Genomic DNA, 19015 nt, shown 5'->3' on the forward strand with positions numbered 1-19015 from the left:
TTATGGGTATTAATAGGGTATATTTTTCATTGTTTTTCTTTTTGTTCACCCATCCTTTGGTTTTAAAGTCTCAGACCTTGCCTGCAGGTTTTCCAGTCTGGGAGGAAGCTGCCAGAAGAACACAGCTTTTGGGTATAGGCTATCATAAATACTCATTCGGTTCAAGGCCTTTGATCTGGGAGCAGGAAACTGCTGATTTATTACATCAAGAAACCAGTGATAGTGTAGGGCTTAAGGTTCAATCTCAAATTGATAAGAAATCAGCTAAAATTCTCCCCCTCTTGAGCACAACAGTTTATAATTCCAATCGCCCCTTTGGTTGGGGGAATTATGGGGTGCAAAATGGAGCTGGGCTTCAAACCTTATTTTCCACGGGAGCGTTTTTTAAGTTTCATTTTTTAGAGGTTCAGCTAAGACCTGAGTTTGTCTTTAGTCAAAATAAACCATTTGAAGGGTTCTCAGATCAGTTTTCGGATAATTCTATTTTTGCCAGATTCCGTTTTTGGAATTTCGGAGATCATCCCGAACGGTTTTATGGAGATTATAATCAGATTGCAAGCTGGGGTCAATCCTACGTTTCTCTGACATTTGGCAAAGCTGAGCTTGGATTTAGTACTCAAAATATTTGGTGGGGACCAGGGCAGTTTTCATCTTTGATTTTTAGTGATAATGCCAGGGGAATGAAGCACTTTTTTATCAAAACTAAATCCCCGGCAAATATTGGAATCGGTTTGTTGGAGGCTCAAATGATTTTTGGAAGAGCCGAAGATTCCGGTTTAGAACCTACCCAAAATACCCTACTTAATGCCCAATATTTTAGACCTTTCAGCGGGGATTGGCGGTATGTGAACGGAATGTCTTTTTCGTTTCAACCGTCATTTTTGAAAAATCTGACTGTCGGTTTGAATCGTACTTTCCAGCAATACAATGCGGATGTGGAGAAAACTCTACTAGGAAGGGTGCCAGTTTTTGAGGCTTTTCAGAAAGAGAAATTTTTCGAAAATGATAATACGGTTTTCTATGATCAGAAAGCTCAGGATCAGCAAGCTTCAGTCTTTTTTCGATACAAAAATGTGAAAGGTAGATTTGAAGTTTATTCTGAGTTTGGGAAAAGGGATCATAATTTTAACTGGAGGGAATTCATATTAAATCCTGAACATGCGCGTGCTTATATTTTTGGGTTTCAAAAATTGGTACAGTTAAATCAACCCGGAAAATTTCTGCAGTTTCGTGGCGAGATCGTTCATCAGCAAGAATCAGTAAATCGATACATCCGATATCCTGTATTGGGAGAATTGAACACCAGTTGGCAAACTCACTATCAAGTGAGAGGCTTTACTAATTTTGGCGAATCCATGGGGACTGGTATAGGGGTAGGGGCAAATGTTCAGCTATTAGAAGCTTCCATAGTCAAAGGAATTTCAAAAATTGGGATTCGCTTACAGCGGCTTGAAAACCATCAGGATTTTTATTATCGGATTAAGAACGAAATACCTGATCAAAATCCTTGGGTGGATCTTTCAACAGGTTTCTTGTACGATTTTGTCTGGAAAAATTTAATAGTCAGTACTTCAAATCAATTTGTCACTTCCTCTAATTATCAGTGGATAGGTGAAGAATCTTCCTCTGCTGAATTTAAAGGAGGAAAACAGAAATTCACCTACTCTTCCTCTTTAAAATTGATTTATAATTTTCACTAGGAATTTTGGAATATGATTTGGAATAATATTCTACATCTCTTAAAAATGAGTAACTTTGGTACTCATTAATTGATGTTATAAATACCTTTCTTAATAATTTAGTTTTAATGGCCAAAATGGCTATTTTCTTTGAAAGATATTTGTAAATCCTTTATAGATGCTAGGTCATTTTGTGACTGAAAGAGCGGAGCAGTAAAATTATTTTTGTTTTAATCTAAAAATCAAATATTTAAGTCATGTTGACACCAATCAAAAATTGTAAAATTGCGATTATAGGTTTAGGGTATGTTGGCCTACCTTTAGCAGTAGAATTTGCTAAGAAGTTTCCAGTCATCGGTTTTGATATAGATAAAAAGAGAATTAGTGATTTAATCTCGGGGAAAGATTACACATTAGAAGTTGAAGATAAACTTTTATCTTCGGTTTTGAAAAAAGTCCAGCCGAGTGTGGGGCAAAATGGCTTTTTTCCAACTTTTGATTCTACGGAATTAAGTGATTGCCAAATTTACATTGTGACGGTACCTACTCCTACAGACAAATACAATCGTCCAGTTTTGACACCTATGCTCAAAGCTTCCGAGAACATTGGTAAATATCTCAAAAAAGGTGATGTGGTAATTTATGAATCTACTGTTTACCCTGGAGTAACAGAAGATGAATGTGTGCCTGTTCTGGAAAAAGTGTCTGGACTGAAATTCAATACAGATTTTTTTGCGGGGTATTCTCCTGAACGAATCAACCCTGGGGACAAGGAACATACGGTGGCCAAAATTTTAAAGGTAACTTCAGGTAGTACCCCCGAAGCCGCTGAATATGTGGATCAACTTTACAAGCAGGTAATAACAGCCGGTACTCATAAAGCGTCTTCGATTAAAGTCGCCGAAGCGGCCAAAGTTATTGAGAATAGTCAACGGGATATTAATATTGCGTTTGTCAATGAACTTTCCAAAATCTTTAACTTGCTTGGAATCGACACGCATGAGGTATTGGAAGCAGCGGGAACCAAATGGAATTTCCTGAAATTTAAGCCAGGCTTAGTTGGTGGACATTGTATAGGTGTCGATCCGTTCTATTTGGCTCAAAAGGCACAAGAGGTAGGCTACCATCCCGAAATTATTCTTGCAGGCCGTAGGTTGAACGACAGTATGGGCAAGCACGTGGCTACTGAGGTAATTAAACTTATGATGCGAAAGGACCTTAAAGTGATCGACGCCAAGGTTTTAATCTTGGGATTCACTTTCAAAGAAGACTGTCCCGATGTGCGAAATACCAGAGTTATTGATATTTACAAAGAATTACGTTCCTTTGATATGGAAGTGGATGTCTATGATCCATGGGCAAATCCACATGAGGTAATGCATGAGTATGGGATTAGCATTAAATCGAATGGAGAGCTTCCTGAATTGAAGGATTATTCAGCTATAATCGTAGCAGTCGCACATAAGGAATTTGCCAAATTTGAAATAGTAAAATCAAGCAGTCAAGTTGTCTTCGATGTTAAAGGCAATTTGGATAAAAACAATGTGGATGCTCGGTTGTAATCTGAGCTCAATTAATTTCAACGAAACATTTCTTTAAAAAGAAATAATCATAATAAAAAAATAAATGATTCATTCACTTAAAAAACAGCATAAATCCAAGCTTTTAATAGCCTTATTGGTTGCTGGTTCTTTTTCTTGCATTTCTAATAAAAAATTAATTTACATGCAAGACTTAGGCGTAGATTCTCAGCCTTTAGTTACATCCAGTGAGCTTATTCCCTATAATTCGGAAGAGTATTTACTGCAAGCCAACGATATTATAGAAATTAATATCAAAACGACCAGTCCAGAGCTTAATCTGCTATTTGATATGACAAATGGTGATAATGCCAATGCAGGAATGATGGGAGGTCAAAATGGTGGTGATGTATTCTTTATGAATGGTTATTCTCTAGATGAAAATGGCATAGTCGAATTGCCCCTGATTGGAGAAGTGAATCTCCAAGGATTTAACTTGAAGGAGGCAAAGACTATTATTGAAATTGCGGTAAGGCAATACGTTAAAGAAGGAGAATATTTTGTTCGAGTACGACTAGGTGGAATTAGATTTAGTGCTTTGGGCGAATTTAATATGCCAGGTAAACAAACCATACTCCAAAACAGAGCGACGATTTTTGATGCAATTGCAATTGCTGGAGATTTAAATGTATTGGCAAAAAGAGATGAGATTGTTTTGGTGAGACAATATCCTGATGGTTCCCAAATTCATAAAATTAATCTCAATGACAAGAATCTTTTGAAGTCAGATTTTTATTTTATAAGGCCAAATGATTTGTTGTATGCAGAACCACTTAAGGTAAGAGAGATAGGATCTGGAGCTAATTTTCTACAAACCCTAACTTTTTTGACCACTATCGTTTCTACATTTGTTTTAATCTACACCCTTAGCAAAAATTAAATAAATGAAAGAACAGGAAGAATTACTTTTTCAAGAAGGTAATAAATCATTTGATTTTAAAGCGCTTATTCCCAAAATAATAAGGATATGGCCATTTATTATTCTATCTGTAATCTTATTTGCTGGGGCAGGTTATTTATGGACTAAAATGACCATCCCGCTATACAGGGTATCTGGTTTGTTTTTTGTAAAAGAGAAAGAGTCAGCATTAGCACTTTTTGATTCCCCAAGTATATTGGATAATGGTAACATAGGTTTGCTTAATGAAATTATTATAATTAAATCTAAACCAATCGCTGAGGCCACTCTCAATCAACTTGATTTCACGGTTGAATATTTTGAAAAAGGCAGGTTTATTAATAATGAAATTTATAAAAATATTCCAATCTTGGTAGAGGTTGATTGGAAATCTCCACAAGTCATAAATGGTCTTTTAAAAATAAGTTGGAATAATTCTAAGAATTATTCTGTGGCTTTTATCGATGACGATTATCTCAAATTTTTACCTGATGGAAATTTAACTCGTTTAGAATTGATCCCTGAAGCACAGGAGTTTAAATTTGATGAACAAGTAAAAACTAACAACTTCACTTTTAAGGTTTCAAAAACAAATGTCGAAGAGTCAGGAGAAATATTAATTCGGTTGAGAGATTTAAGTTCTCTTGTCTGGGAATATTCTAATAATTTGCAAATTCAGAAGGTTGATCGAAATGCTTCTATTCTAAATTTATCATTACTTACTTCAAATCCAGTAAAAGGGGAAGTTTATATCAATAAGTTGATGGAGACTTATTTAAACCTTGAACTTTCCGAAAAGAACGAAATAGCGGCAAGCACAATTAATTTTATTGATTCTCAAGTAGCGGGTGTCGCTGACTCGCTCAGGTTTTTTGAAGGACAGTTGGAGACCTTTAGATCAACCAACAAAATTTATGATTTAGAGAATGAGAGTTCTGTTGTCTATGAACAATTGATGCAATACGAAACTCAATTGAATCAAGAAGAATTCAAGCGTACTTTCTACCAAAAGTTGCAACAGTATTTAGTTCAAGAGAATTACCGGGATTTAGTTGTTCCTGCTGGTTTAGGTATTGACGACCCTATCTTAAATACATTAATTACCAATTTGTTAGCTCTTCAAACAGATAAATCAAGACTATTAGCCACAAATACCGAAGAATCTCCTGCAGTTAAGGAAGCGAATAGAAAGATGGCTAATTTGAACTCTTCAATTCGAGAGGCCTTGTCAAATGTCGATGCTAACTCTGCATTCTTGATCCAGGATCTTAAAAGAAGAATTGCCAATATAGATGAGTCTTTTAGAAGTTTGCCCCAAACTGAACAAAACTTAATTAGAATCAGAAGGCAATTTGATCTAAATGAGAATATTTATACTTATTTGATGCAAAGACGTGCAGAATCAGCCATAACAAAAGCTTCAAATACGGCCAATAATAAAATAATTGAGCCAGCTACATCGCTTGGTAAAGTAAGTCCGCAAGACTTTAGAAATTATATACTTTCTGCTTTTTTGGGTTTTTGTTTCCCAATTGTGATTGTTTTTGGTAGAGAATTGACAAGGACAAAAATTGAAGATGTCAAATTCCTGGAGAATAGATTAAAGATCCCAGTTTTATCTACCATTTTATTCAATAAAAGTAAAAGTAATCTGGTGGTTTTGGATCATGGTAAGTCAGGTATTGCTGAAGGATTTAGGTCTTTAAGAGCGAATATCAAGTTTATTCTTCCAAAGGACGAACAAATAACATTAATGGTTACTTCGACTGTCTCGGGTGAGGGTAAAACATTTTGTTCTATGAATTTGGCATCTGTTTATTCTTTAACAGGAAAAAAAACAATTCTTGTTGGATGTGATATGAGAAAGCCTAAAATCTTTGAAGATTTCAATTTGAAAAATGATAAAGGTTTATCGACTCTTCTTAGCCAACAGGAATCAGACTGGAGAAGTATTGTTAAAAACTCCGGGTACGAAAATCTCGATATTCTTGTTTCTGGCCCTACGCCTCCCAATCCAGCAGAACTTCTTTTCACAGATCTATTTGCGAATTTAATGCAGGAGTTAAAAAATGAGTATGATGTAATTATTCTGGATACACCTCCAGTCGGTCTAGTTAGTGAAACGCTTGATCTGCTGGCTTTCGTGGATTTAACCATTTTCGTGTTTCGTCAGAATTTCTCGCATAGAAGCTTCGTGGAAGCACTTAATGGTCTAAAAAATAAGAACGGTATCAAGAATATTTATTCAATATTCAATGGTGTAGATGGTAAAAAAGTAACCTATGGCTATGGGTACACTTATGGATACGGTTATGGGTATTATGATGATGATAAGAAATAATGCATCTTCTTTTATTATAAAAGATACATTTGTTTAGGTGAAAATAGCAATTGGGGGTAGCCACCAAATGGCTTGCAATGCGCTATCTTATTTAATCGAATTAGGAATAGATAAGAAGGATATTGTTGTTTGTAAAAGCAATCGTGATTCTGAAGTCAATACCTGGCAGCGATCACTTATTTTTTGTGCTAAAAAGTTAGAAGTAGATATTGTTTCCCTGGATAAACTTTATGAGGTAGAAGATTTACTGTTCTTTTCTCTTGAGTTTGATCAAATCATAAGGACTAAAAAGTTTAAATCTGCAAAGTTTTTCAACATCCATTTTTCCTTATTGCCAAAGTATAAAGGCATGTACACTTCTTGCCTTCCATTGTTAAATGGGGAGCATGAATCAGGAGTAACCTTACACCGGATAGATGATGGGATTGATACAGGTGAGATAGTCGATCAGATATCTTTTCCACTTCCGCTTACTATGAATAGTTTTGAACTATTCAATACTTATCATTTGCAAGGGTTTGATTTATTCAAGCGAAATATTCAACAAATTTTAATTGGACAGGAAAGCTCATGTCCTCAAAGTGTTTTAAATTCATCCTATTACCCTAAAGGCTTTGTTGATTTTTCCCAAATTAACGTGGATTTCAAGAAAACTGCTTTCCAAATCCATAACTTCATACGTGCTTTTTCATTTCGCCCTTATCAATTGGCAACGATTGAAGATTTTAAAATTAGCCATTCCAAGATCACTTCCAAAAGATCAATTAGTAAACCTGGCGAAATCACGGGAAATGATCCTGAATGTTGCACCTATTCAACAATCGATTTTGATATTGAGCTTTATCCTGATCGGCTGGATGAAATATTAAATGCTTCAGCTGAGAATAACTTGAATTTTATTCAAAAGTGTGGGAAGAACGGATATAATTTTTTAGAAAAAAATGAGAACGGATGGGATGCAGGCATTGTAGCGGCATATAATGGTGCTTACGATGTGCTTGACTACCTACTGAAACAAGGTTACGACCCTAATTCGGTAAATGTTAATGGCACAAGTGTACTCATGTACGCAATGACTAAGGCCTCTGAAACCGGCGAATTGAAATCCATGATAAGGTTAATTTCATCTGGTGCAGATCTACACCATTGTGATTTCAATCATATTTCGCTTAAAGAATACGGAAATAAACAAAACAATTCAACAGTAGTGGAATTTTTGGAAAGGGTAAATCAGCCTGTCAAAAATACCCATTGATCTAAATACAGTCTTTTAAAAGTTTGTTTAAAACAATCATGAATAATCCAAAAGAATCTCTTGACTGGGATTTTAGAATAGAGCCTAATAATGAACCTCTAAGTGTAGGCTTTTCTAAAGTCTGGAAATACAGGGATTTATTAATGTTATTTGTTAAACGGGATATCGTAACTGTATACAAACAAACAATCTTAGGACCATTATGGTTTTTTATCCAGCCTATATTGACCACAATAACATTTATGTTCATTTTTGGAAATTTGGCCGGATTGAGTACGGATGGAGTTCCACAGGTTCTTTTTTATTTATCTGGTGTGACGATTTGGAATTATTTCAACGAGACACTCACCCAAACTAGCAAGACATTTACTGAAAATGCACCAATATTTGGAAAGGTTTATTTTCCTAGACTAGTTATCCCCTTGAGTAAGGTGATCAGCAACCTCCTAAAATTTGCTATTCAATTTGGCTTGTTCCTAATTACCCTGATTATCTATTATTTATTAGGAAAAGATGTCGCTCCAAATATATTTATTCTTTTAACTCCATTCCTTTTACTTTTAATGGGGGGATTGGGGTTAGGATTTGGCCTTATATCAAGCGCATTGACTACTAAATATAGAGATCTTACTTTCTTGATAGCATTCGGTGTACAACTTCTGATGTATGCTACTCCTGTCATTTACCCCATGAGTTCAATATCAGAGAAGTATCAGCTCTTTTTGTGGTTGAACCCCCTTACAAGCATTGTTGAAAGTTTCAAATATGCTTTTTTGGGTTCAGGAGTTTTGAGCTGGATATGGTTGGGTTATAGTTTTCTATTTACTTCGGTCTTACTTTTTCTGGGAGCTTTGACTTTTAATAAAATTGAAAAATCATTTGTGGATACCGTTTAATTTATTATGCGTCCAGTAATTAATGTTGAAAATGTATCCAAACTCTACCGATTAGGAGAAATTGGGACGGGAACCATAAGCCATGATTTGAATAGATGGTGGGCTAAATTCAGAGGAAAAGAAGATCCCTTTGCTCAAATCGGTTCTACTAACGATCGATCTGTAAATGACGGTAGTGAATATGCATGGGCACTAAAGAATATAAATTTTCAGGTCAATCAGGGGGATGTTCTTGGCATAATCGGAAGAAATGGGGCTGGAAAAAGTACCCTTTTGAAAATACTTTCCCGTGTGACTTTACCCACTCAGGGATTTATTGATGTGAAAGGTCGGGTAGCTTCTCTTTTGGAAGTGGGAACAGGATTCCATCCAGAATTGACAGGTAGAGAAAATATATTTTTGAATGGTGCCATTTTGGGGATGACCAAGTTGGAAATCAAAAGTAAATTTGATGAGATAGTAGAGTTTGCAGGAGTTGCCAAATATGTAGATACCCCTGTTAAGAGATATAGCAGTGGGATGTATGTCCGACTGGCCTTTGCAGTAGCAGCCCATTTAGAATCCGAAATATTAATTATTGATGAGGTCCTTGCTGTCGGTGATGCTGAGTTTCAAAAAAAGTGCTTGGGAAAAATGGGCGATATCAGTAGCAAAGAGGGCAGAACCATACTTTTTGTCAGCCACAATATGGCTTCGGTTAAAAGCCTTTGTACCAAGGGACTTGTCCTTCATAACGGAATGCATGGATTTGAAGGTTCAACACAAGAGGCGGTGAATTATTACCAACAAAATTCCGAATTAAATCAATCTGTGAATTTTGAACTTGGATCTCCCAATATTATTGGTAATGAAAATATTAAAATTTTGAAGTTTGAAGTAGGTTCTCTGAAAGGGGATTATATTTCCATCTCCTCAGGTGTATATTTTGAATGTACTTTTTACAATGAAAAGGCCAATATTAATTTGGACGTAACTTTTGAACTGGTCAATACTGAGGAAGTTAAGATCTTCCATCATGGCGCATTTGTTTCTACAGAAAAGGATAGTAAAAGGGGGATCTATACCATAAAAGGTCAACTAGACCCCTATACCATTAATGCAGGTCAATATAAATTCAATGTCATTTTTGGGGAAAATCAAAGGTATCTACTTTTTAAAGAATCAGAAATAATCGGTTTTGAGATTGCCAATGAATCATTTGGCTCAAACACCGAAATTTTGCCCGGTGTTCTGAGGCCTGATATTCCTTATGTAGTTGATTTTCATACTTAGGTCGATTTTTTAACATGAACGAGACCTTACCACTGGTTACTGTTGTGGCATTAAGTTACAATCACGAACAATTTTTGGTTGAAACCTTAAATAGCATCCAGAACCAGACCTACAAACAAATCCAATTAATCATCCTAGATAATAACTCCCAAGATGACTCAGTTGGAAAAATAAATGAGTGGATAAAGACTAGTTCCTTAGATCCTCTATTCATCCCAAACCATAAAAATTTGGGGGTTTGTGCTGCATTAAATTTGGCTCTTGAACATACGAAGGGAGAGTTTTTCCAATTTATTTCCTGCGATGATATTTTGAGTTTTAATAAAATTGAACTTCAAGTGTCATTTTTCCATAAACTTCCCGACTCACTCGCCTTTATTTATGGGAATTTTGATTTTATCGATGAGCATGGTAAAGTCTTACCGGAAATGAATCGGTTTGAGAAGAATGGTTGGCATTCTGTATATGATCTTCCGGCTGGCAAGATTAGGTCGGAGTTCATTCAAAATTATTCCCTGTGCGCTCCAACTTTACTTTACAGGACATCCTGTATCCACGCGATAGGAAGATACGATGAAGATATTCCATTCGAAGACTTTCAGATGAATATCAGGCTGCTTGAAAAATATGCCTGCCAAGGTATGATGGAGATTTTATGCCAGTATAGAGTTTTATCCAATTCTTTTTATAATTCAACTTCACTTTTACGTATTGAAAGGAATTATCTGCACACCATGAAATATGTATATGGATACAATTATCAACAAAATTGGGTGATATTACTTCGTTACATTTCCACTAAGGATGGCTTTATTTATCGAATTCTTAAGAAAATTCTTTTTTATATTATAAACTTAATCTCCAAAGAGTATAAAAGAGAATACCAAATTAAGTGATGCCTATTTTTTCTTTGATTCTTATCTAATTATTTATGTGTGGTATAGCAGGTTTTATTAAAGCAGATGGTCTTAAGGATTACTCTGTATTCATTGACAAATTTGCATCATCGCTGCATCATAGAGGGCCCGATGGTTATGGGGTATTTGAGAATGAAGACTTGGCTCTGATTCATACTAGATTATCAATCATTGACTTAAGTACAAAGGGAAATCAGCCATTGAAAAATGAGGATAATTCGTTGGTTTTAATATGCAATGGAGAGATTTATAATTATGTAGAAATCCGGTCTGATCTTATTAAAAAAGGTCATAAGTTCCACTCTAGTTCAGATAGTGAGGTTATTTTGCATCTTTATGAAGAATTAGACGGAGATTTTAGTGCAGTATTGAAAAAACTCACAGGGATGTTTGCTTTTTCACTTCTGGATATTTCCAGGAAAAAATTGTTTATCGCAAGAGATCGGATCGGTATCAAGCCACTATACTACCATGTTTCAGACAAAAATTTTTTATTTGCATCTGAAGTATCTCCTATAGCAACTTGTGGGTTAATAAGTGTCTCAACTGATCCCACATCAATTTTTGAATATTTTTTGTTAGGAAGTGTTCCCGAGCCAAATTCTTGGTTTAAAGAAATTAAAGCACTTTCACCAGGCCATTTTGGAATCTGGGAAAACAACCTTTTTCGCGAACAAAATTATTGGGATATTCCCTCCACTTCCACTGTTGGGTTTAATTCAGTGGCAGAAGTAGCTGAAGCTTCTGATTCGCTTCTTAGTTGTATTGTATCGGATCATTTAGTGGCTGATGTTCCGGTAGGTACATTTTTGTCAGCAGGTATAGATTCCAGTCTCATATCTTATTATGCGGCTAAAGAAAATAACGGAATTCATTCCTTTTCCGCGGCTTTTCCGGGTGAGCCCGAGGATGAGTCCATTATTGCATCTCAGACAGCCAATTCAATAGGTGCAACCCATGAAACCTTTGATATCAACACAGACTTTTTTGGATCTTGGAGTTCTCATTATGGGAATTTGGATCAGCCATTTGGGGTCAGTAGTGCCCTCTCTTTAAGCAGAATCAGTGCCCTGGCAAAGTCAAAGGTTAAAGTGGTGCTTAGTGGTGATGGGGCGGATGAGCTCATGGGTGGATACGACCGCCATGTTCCTTTTTTTAATCCACCAGTATTACAGGGGTTTCCGATTTCTCTAAGATCTTCATTGCTAAAATATACTGGCTCCATTTTTGGAATTAAATCTTTTAAGGAGGCTTCGGCATACCTTCAAATTAATGACTCTATCAAGTATTTGGATAGGTACAGAATTCTTGAAGAAGAAAAATGCTTGGAAATGATAAATCCTGCCCTAAGGTCCCTGGTGGACGTCAATAGATATAAAAAGCGAATTCAGGGGTTTTGGGAGGAATGTGCGGGAGAGGATTTACTGACCAAAATGCTGTATTTGGATTTGAAAACCAGTTTAGTTGATGAGATGTTGGCCAAAGTGGACCGAATGACAATGAATCAAGGCATAGAGGCTAGAGTGCCGTTTTTGGATCATCGATTCGTAGAGTTTTCTTTCGCTATACCGAGCCAATTCAAACAAAATGAAAAATGGGGAAAGCTTCCACTCAGATTTTTGGTAGAAAAACATTTGAATTCAGATTTAGCTTACCGAAAGAAGACAGGATTTAATTCTCCTTTGAAATCAATGCTCTGTAAAGATCTTCCCACTCGTAATTTGTATTTGAGTAAAGTATTGGCACTGAAAAACTCTGAATTATTGAATAAAGAAAAGTTATCGGAGCTTTTGAAAGAGCACTCTGACTGTATTAACCCTTCGTTAGCTTTTGGACTTGTAGCATTAGAGTCATTCCTGAAAATAAATTGAAAATTATTGTAATCACTCCAAATTATCCAAGGAGAAATGCACCTATGAATGGCATCTTTATTCATCAACAAATAAAAGCCCTCAGCGAACTAGGTTGTGAATGCCATGTTTTAGTGGATTTTAATTGGTTTCCACCATTCGGACTGCATCAATTTCATAGCTATTGGAAAACAGGATTTGAGACCTTCAAGAATTATTTTAAAGAGGTAGATGGAATAAAGATTCATCGAGTGCCTACCTTCATTAAAATGCCTAATAGATTATTTTCTGATAATTATTATGACAGGATAGCGGACTCCTTTTCAAGATATATAAACACAAAGCCGGAACTAAAACATACAGATTGGATTTTCGCACATTTTTTAACTGATTTTGGGTACATAGGGACAAAAATCAAAGAGCAAACAGGGATAAAATTAGCCGCCATAGCAAGGGGAGATGATGTTCATGCCTGGCCTTTAGAAAATCCAAAGCTTATACATCACATTGAAGAAGTTTTTATCAATTCTGATCTTGTTTTGGCAAACAGTGGGCGGCTAGCTAAAGACGCAAATGAGTGGGTTCCAAAGGCTATTCAACGGCAAATAGGCGTCGTCTACAATGGGGTTGATATGGATAAGTTCAGACCTGCCGAAAAAGGAGAAAAAATAACGATAAAGAAAAGGCTGAAGTTGGATGAAAAAATTAACTACTTTATTTGTGTAGCCACTCCAGTGGAACTAAAGGGTTGGCTGGTATTATTCGATGCCATGGCATCTGTCAAAAATTCCTTAAAAAATTGGAAGTTGCTATGTGTGGCTGTGAATAGATCTAGTAACGATACCCTGGATCTGATATCTGAAGCAACAAAAAGAGGAATTGATCATTTAATTGTCAATTTGGGACAGATATCTCATTCTAAATTGGCTGAGGTTTATAGGGCCTCGGATGCTTTTGTTCTTGCAAGTTACAATGAGGGAATGGCGAATGCACTTCTGGAAGCAGCTGCGAGCAATATCCAATTGATAACTACCAATGTTGGTGGGCATTCTGAAATATTTGAAGAATCTCCTGATTGTTCGATTATCGATCCAGGTGACATAGACCAGCTTGGAACTGCTATTCTCAAGGTTATCAAATACCAAGGCAACCAAATTAATACAAGAAATCAAGTTCAAAAAGTCGGTTCATACCTTTCAAATTCAAAAAAGCTTCTTGAGAAGCTCTCGTACCATTCTACAACAGTTGCCTTTCCTTCAAAAGAATGAAGGTCAGCATAATTATCCCAACCTTCAATAGAGCAAATTTAATATCTTATACCTTGGATTCCATTTTTGAACCTAAAGATATAGATTTAGAAGTAATTGTAGTTGATGATGGTTCTACAGATGGTACAGAGGAAATCGTCAGATCAAAATATCCGGCTGTTCGATTTATAAAACAAAAAAATCAGGGTGCACCTGCTGCCAGGAATCTTGGATTAAAAGAATCTACAGGAGGATTTATTCTTTTTTTGGACTCTGACGATATTCTGGAAGGTGATTTCTTCGGTTCTAGAGTGAAAGAATTTGACTTAAATCACACTTTAGACTGTGTTTATGGTAATTTTGATTTTTTTTCGGGCGAATATGCTTACAAATTTGAGAATGAAGTACCAAGAACATTAAATTATCCACTGTATAGTATCGGTAATGAAGATAGGATTCTCTATAACTTACTGGCGGGGTGGTACATTCATCCTTGTTCCATTCTCTGGAAAAGATCATTTATTGAAAAAATTGAAGGTTTCAGGTTGGATCTATTAATAAACCAGGATGTAGACTTACTTTTTCGAGCCATATTGGCCAATGGTAATATTACTGGAGTATCTGGCGGTAGGGCCTTGATTCGGGAACATGGTAACGAGCGGGTGGGAGCTATCGAAAAAAATCCCCTGAAAATTAATCAGATATTTCAACTTCGTGTTAAATTCAAGGAGATGATGATTCAAAATGATATTTGGAATCAATCTTACTCGGATTCAATGGCTTACTATTGTTTTGAAATTTGGTCTATTTATAGAATTAGTATGCCAACTGAAGCTAAGAAATTTCTAATCTTTAGTAGAGTGCTGAATCCTAATCTGAAATTAAAGGGTAGATTTATATTAAGGTTTTTTGCTGAAATTTTCGGAAATGAACGTGCTGTTGTCTTCCGACAATTTTTATCTGGCTGAGTTAAATCACTATTTTTTATATTTCTGAACCACTTGAATGTATAATGATTAAACAATTACTTCTAAAATTTAAAAGTAAAACAAGTCTTTTACTCTCTCAATTTCTTGACAGTAAAGTTTGGGAAATTCAAGAAGAAAATGACAAAATAGAAGTTTTGCATTTTTCAAGCCATAAAGACCAAATTCTTAATTTTTACAGTGAAGATTTTTTAAAAAAATTGTTTTTTGAGGCCCCGGCAAAGCATAAATTTATATTACACATTTATTCTTCTTATGTGTACAAGCTCGAAAATACCATTTTGGAACCCTCTCAGGGTTGGATAATCTTGAGTAAATATTTTGTCTTCAAATTCTCTTTTCCGCTTGTGGAAGATCCGTGGAGGCCTAAGCCAATACTTCCTTCTTATATCAAGTTTGCTCTGGGTCTAGGTAAATCATCACACATCGATGAAGCAATAAGTTTAAGGTATGGATGGGAAAATTATTATCATTTTTTTATAGACGTCTTAGGCCAAATTTCCATTCTAGAGTCCAAGGGTGTTCCCTCACACATTCCGATCCTGGTGCCTTATTATTTTGGTTCCATTCCTTTTGTTCAGGAATTCTTGAAATTAAGCTCCTTTATCAAACGTAAGTTAATAGTCCAAAAAAAAAATGAATACTACCACGTGAAGAAATTAATTGTATCAAAAGATTCATTTATTTCAGAAGGGGTGAAGGATGTAGTACATTCGGTTGATCATTTAAGGGAATTGGATCGAAATGATAAAATATTTATATACAGGCCTAAAGTTCATGGAAGAGCAATTATTAATAACGATGAAATTATCCAAATAGCAGAAAGTCACGGATTCATCCCAGTTGATCCATCTAGTCTTACTCTTAAGGATCAAATTGTACTATTTTCTGGTGCATCTCATATAATTGGAATCCATGGGGCAGGCTTGACTAATATAATTTTCAGATGCGGACTTTCGTTAAGTCTTTTTGAAATTTTCCCCGATGAATCACTTACTCCAGAACACTATAGAAATCTTTCCAACTACTTATCTTTCAATTATAAATCCATTATTGGAGAAAAATCCGATGAAAAGTATAATTTCTATTTGGATCCATCTATATTTAAAAATAATTTAAAGCAATTTTGTTGACCAATCAATCTTCCGTATTGGCATTGCTTTTTTCTAACCTAGCCCTGCCACTTTATAATTTATGGTTTCTATTATTATCCCAGTATACAATAGAAAAGATTTGTTAAAATTTACTTTAGAATCAATTGAAAAATGTGATTCAATAGATAAGGAAATAATTATAGTTGATGATGGTTCCATAGAAGATATTATGGGAATGCTTCTCAGTGAATTTCCAAATCTGAAATACAATTATATGAAAACATCTAATCAGGGTGCTACGGCTGCAAGGAATTTAGGAATTGGACTGGCCAAGAATGATTATGTTGTTTTTTTAGATTCTGATGATCTTATTGAGACTGACTTTTTTTTAGGTCGACTGGAGTTTCTTCAAACACATCCATATTTGGATGCTATTTATGGTCCTTGGGATCATATCACCGCAGAAAGTACCCTGACAAATCCTACGATTATTCCAAGAAGAACCGAGTACCCACTCTACTCGGATGGTAAAGAAAGTTTAATCTTAAGAAATCTACTAGGAGGTTGGTACATTAACCAATGTTCTATCATGTGGAAGAAAAGCTTTATTGAAAAGATTGGTGGATTTGATTCCACTTTGAAGATCAATCAAGATGTAGATTTGGTTTTTCGTGCCTTAATGAATGGGGCAAAAATTTCAGGTGCCAAACTTCCAAGAACACTATACCGGGATCATGAGGAAATGCGAGTTGGGAAATTTATCGGGAATGAACTGAAGCTAAGTCAAATACTTGACCTTAGAAAGAAATTTGTCAGGGAACTTGAGCATAGGCAATTGTTTAATGAAGATTTGAAGGAGGAGTTAAGCTACTTTTTATTTCAATTTTGGGCTGAAATCCGAAAATCTACACCAAATATTGCTGAGGAGTTTTTAAAATTTTCAATTCAGGTGAAGCCTGACCTGAAAGTAAGAGGCGGTAAATTGTACGTGCTATTAGCTTACCTACTTGGCAACAAGAATGCAACATTAATTAAACAACTATTCAATTAAATTATGTGTGGAATTTTTGGCCTCATTAATAAAGGTGGCGTGGATGTTAATCATTTAATTAAATGCACCGATTTGATTAATTATCGAGGTCCTGATGATTCTGGTTACATGCTTTACAATGGCCTTGATTCACCTAATATTTATGCGGGAAAAGACACCAACTCGGAAAGTATCGGAATGCATAAATTGGAATCAATACCTGCTGATAAATTCAAATTGGGATTTGGCCACAGAAGACTTTCAATCTTGGATGTGAGTCCTCATGGACATCAACCGATGATTTTCGACTCCTTATGTATAATTTTCAACGGGGAGGTATATAATTATTTGGAAATCCGCCTCGAATTAGAGAAAACGGGCAGAACATTTAGAACAGGTTCGGATACAGAGGTAATTCTTCAAGCCTGGGATCAATGGGGGGAAGCCTGCTTAGATAGGTTTAATGGGATGTTCGCTTTCTTAATCTTGGATTGGAAGAAAAATATCCTGTGGGCAGTTAGAGATAGATTTGGGGTAAAACCACTCTACTTTTCTGTAAAATCAGGATATGTTGCCTTCAGTTCTGAAGTAAAACAATTGAGACTTTTAAATGAATATAAATTTCTACTTAATGATCATATCGCATTTGACTATTTAAAGTATGGATATTTGGATCATGAGTTGGATACTTTCGAAAAAAACATCAACCAACTCATGCCAGGTCAAATCATGACCTATGATCTGGCAAATGATGACATTAAGCTTGCCAGTTGGTACACTTTTCAACCCAAAAAATGGATTGGAACATTTGAACAGGCATGTGAGGAATTCAGGAGACTACTCAAGGATGCTGTAAAATTGCGACTTAGAAGTGATGTTCCTGTAGGTAGTGCACTCAGCGGTGGGCTAGACAGTAGTACTATTGTATGCTTGATGCGTGAACTATTGGATGAGGCAGGGGATGAATCAAAGGTCCTTGAAACAGTGACTAGTTGCAGTCTGGATAAGAAATACGATGAGACTGAATTTGCTGAAATAATCAATAGGAAAACTAACTCCAGAAGTCATAAAGTGTATCCTGATTTTGAAAAGTTGCAGGCTGATCTGGAGAAATTGGTATGGCATCTGGATTATCCGTTTGGAAGTACAAGCCAGTTTAGCCAATGGTGTGTTTTTGAAGGTGCAAATAAAGCTGGCTTAACAGTCATGATAGACGGACAGGGGGCAGATGAGCAATTGGCTGGATATGGGGGAAATGACCTTCCGCTTTATTCCGGTCTACTCCGAAAAGGCAAGTTTGGGGTTCTGAAAAATGAAATTAAATCCTATAAATCTCAGCATGGCCAATTGCCTATTGGGTTCCTGCTAGGTGCAATCCATTCCTTACTTCCTAAGAATTTAAAGGGGATCTATCCTGAAAGGATGCGGACAGATCTCGACCCAACTCAATTTTGGTTGAAAGATTTTTCTTCTACAACCAATAATAAAATGAACAGATCCCTTAAAGCTAATTTGCTAGATCAAATTCAGATTTCCCCACTTCCCTCCTTATTACGGTATGAAGACAGAAACAGTATGGCTTTTTCGGTAGAAAGTAGGACTCCGTTTATGGACTATAGAATATTGGAATTTGCTTTAGGTCTTCCCGAGGAGTTTATTTACAAGAATGGTGAGAGAAAATTCATTTTGCGTAAAGCCTTCAAAGATATAGTGCCTTCTGAAATTTTAAATCGTCGTGACAAAATGGGTTTTGTTTCTTCGGAAGAAAGATGGATGAAAGAAGAGGGTAAAGATTGGTTTTTTGACCAAATAGTGTCTGATAAATTGGATACTACAAAATTTAACATCAATGAAGTGGCTTCTTATACTAATCGAGTGATGTCTGGTGATATTGAATTTAGTTTTGAACCATGGCGGATTTTGAACTTTAATTTTTGGGTAAATAAAATGTCGATCTAGATCAGTTTTTT

The 19015-nt window shown here is 35.7% G+C and carries 14 protein-coding genes; all 14 read left to right on the top strand.

Features of this window, described 5'->3' with window-relative positions:
- Positions 1 to 2 precede the first annotated feature (2 nt).
- The 14 genes from ACK4HU_RS11955 (at position 3) to asnB (ACK4HU_RS12020) (ending at position 19004) form a co-directional block, all read left to right on the top strand.
- Entirely contained in the window at positions 3 to 1700 is a 1698-nt protein-coding gene (locus ACK4HU_RS11955; protein WP_409807021.1) for a capsule assembly Wzi family protein, read from the top strand.
- 236 nt (positions 1701 to 1936) lie between these two features.
- Positions 1937 to 3241, top strand: a complete 1305-nt coding sequence (locus ACK4HU_RS11960) for a nucleotide sugar dehydrogenase (protein ID WP_409807023.1) — start codon at positions 1937 to 1939, stop codon at positions 3239 to 3241.
- Positions 3242 to 3305: 64 nt separating this feature from the next.
- Positions 3306 to 4139, top strand: coding sequence for a polysaccharide biosynthesis/export family protein (locus tag ACK4HU_RS11965; protein WP_409807025.1), 834 nt, complete (start codon positions 3306 to 3308; stop codon positions 4137 to 4139).
- A 4-nt stretch (positions 4140 to 4143) separates the two neighbouring features.
- Entirely contained in the window at positions 4144 to 6498 is a 2355-nt protein-coding gene (locus tag ACK4HU_RS11970; RefSeq protein WP_409807027.1) for a GumC family protein, read from the top strand.
- A gap of 37 nt (positions 6499 to 6535) precedes the next feature.
- Complete coding sequence (locus ACK4HU_RS11975) at positions 6536 to 7753, top strand: formyltransferase family protein (RefSeq protein ID WP_409807029.1); 1218 nt, start codon at positions 6536 to 6538, stop codon at positions 7751 to 7753.
- A gap of 38 nt (positions 7754 to 7791) precedes the next feature.
- Positions 7792 to 8649, top strand: a complete 858-nt coding sequence (locus ACK4HU_RS11980; protein ID WP_409807031.1) for an ABC transporter permease — start codon at positions 7792 to 7794, stop codon at positions 8647 to 8649.
- Between the two features lie 6 nt (positions 8650 to 8655).
- On the top strand, positions 8656 to 9921 hold the full coding sequence (locus ACK4HU_RS11985; protein ID WP_409807033.1) for an ATP-binding cassette domain-containing protein: 1266 nt from the start codon (positions 8656 to 8658) through the stop codon (positions 9919 to 9921).
- Between the two features lie 14 nt (positions 9922 to 9935).
- Positions 9936 to 10817 (top strand): glycosyltransferase, encoded by an 882-nt coding sequence (locus ACK4HU_RS11990; protein ID WP_409807035.1) that lies wholly within the window; start codon positions 9936 to 9938, stop codon positions 10815 to 10817.
- Between the two features lie 35 nt (positions 10818 to 10852).
- Positions 10853 to 12709, top strand: a complete 1857-nt coding sequence (asnB, locus tag ACK4HU_RS11995; RefSeq protein WP_409807037.1) for an asparagine synthase (glutamine-hydrolyzing) — start codon at positions 10853 to 10855, stop codon at positions 12707 to 12709.
- The gene (locus ACK4HU_RS12000) at positions 12706 to 13956 is read left to right on the top strand and encodes a glycosyltransferase family 4 protein (RefSeq protein ID WP_409807039.1); all 1251 of its coding nucleotides are present in this window, start codon (positions 12706 to 12708) and stop codon (positions 13954 to 13956) included. The genes asnB (ACK4HU_RS11995) and ACK4HU_RS12000 overlap by 4 nt, the downstream gene beginning before the upstream one ends.
- Positions 13953 to 14903: a glycosyltransferase family 2 protein gene (locus ACK4HU_RS12005; protein ID WP_409807041.1), complete on the top strand. Its 951-nt coding sequence runs from the start codon at positions 13953 to 13955 to the stop codon at positions 14901 to 14903. Before ACK4HU_RS12000 ends, ACK4HU_RS12005 begins: the two co-directional genes overlap by 4 nt.
- 44 nt (positions 14904 to 14947) lie before the next feature.
- Positions 14948 to 16054 carry a glycosyltransferase family 61 protein gene (locus tag ACK4HU_RS12010; protein WP_409807043.1) on the top strand — a complete coding sequence of 369 codons (1107 nt, stop codon included), beginning with the start codon at positions 14948 to 14950 and terminating at the stop codon, positions 16052 to 16054.
- A 61-nt stretch (positions 16055 to 16115) separates the two neighbouring features.
- The gene (locus tag ACK4HU_RS12015) at positions 16116 to 17066 is read left to right on the top strand and encodes a glycosyltransferase family 2 protein (protein ID WP_409807045.1); all 951 of its coding nucleotides are present in this window, start codon (positions 16116 to 16118) and stop codon (positions 17064 to 17066) included.
- Between the two features lie 3 nt (positions 17067 to 17069).
- Positions 17070 to 19004 (top strand): asparagine synthase (glutamine-hydrolyzing), encoded by a 1935-nt coding sequence (asnB, locus tag ACK4HU_RS12020; RefSeq protein ID WP_409807048.1) that lies wholly within the window; start codon positions 17070 to 17072, stop codon positions 19002 to 19004.
- Positions 19005 to 19015 lie beyond the last annotated feature (11 nt).

The sequence above is a fragment of the Algoriphagus sp. genome (assembly GCF_046296635.1).
Classification (GTDB): Bacteria; Bacteroidota; Bacteroidia; order Cytophagales; family Cyclobacteriaceae; genus Algoriphagus.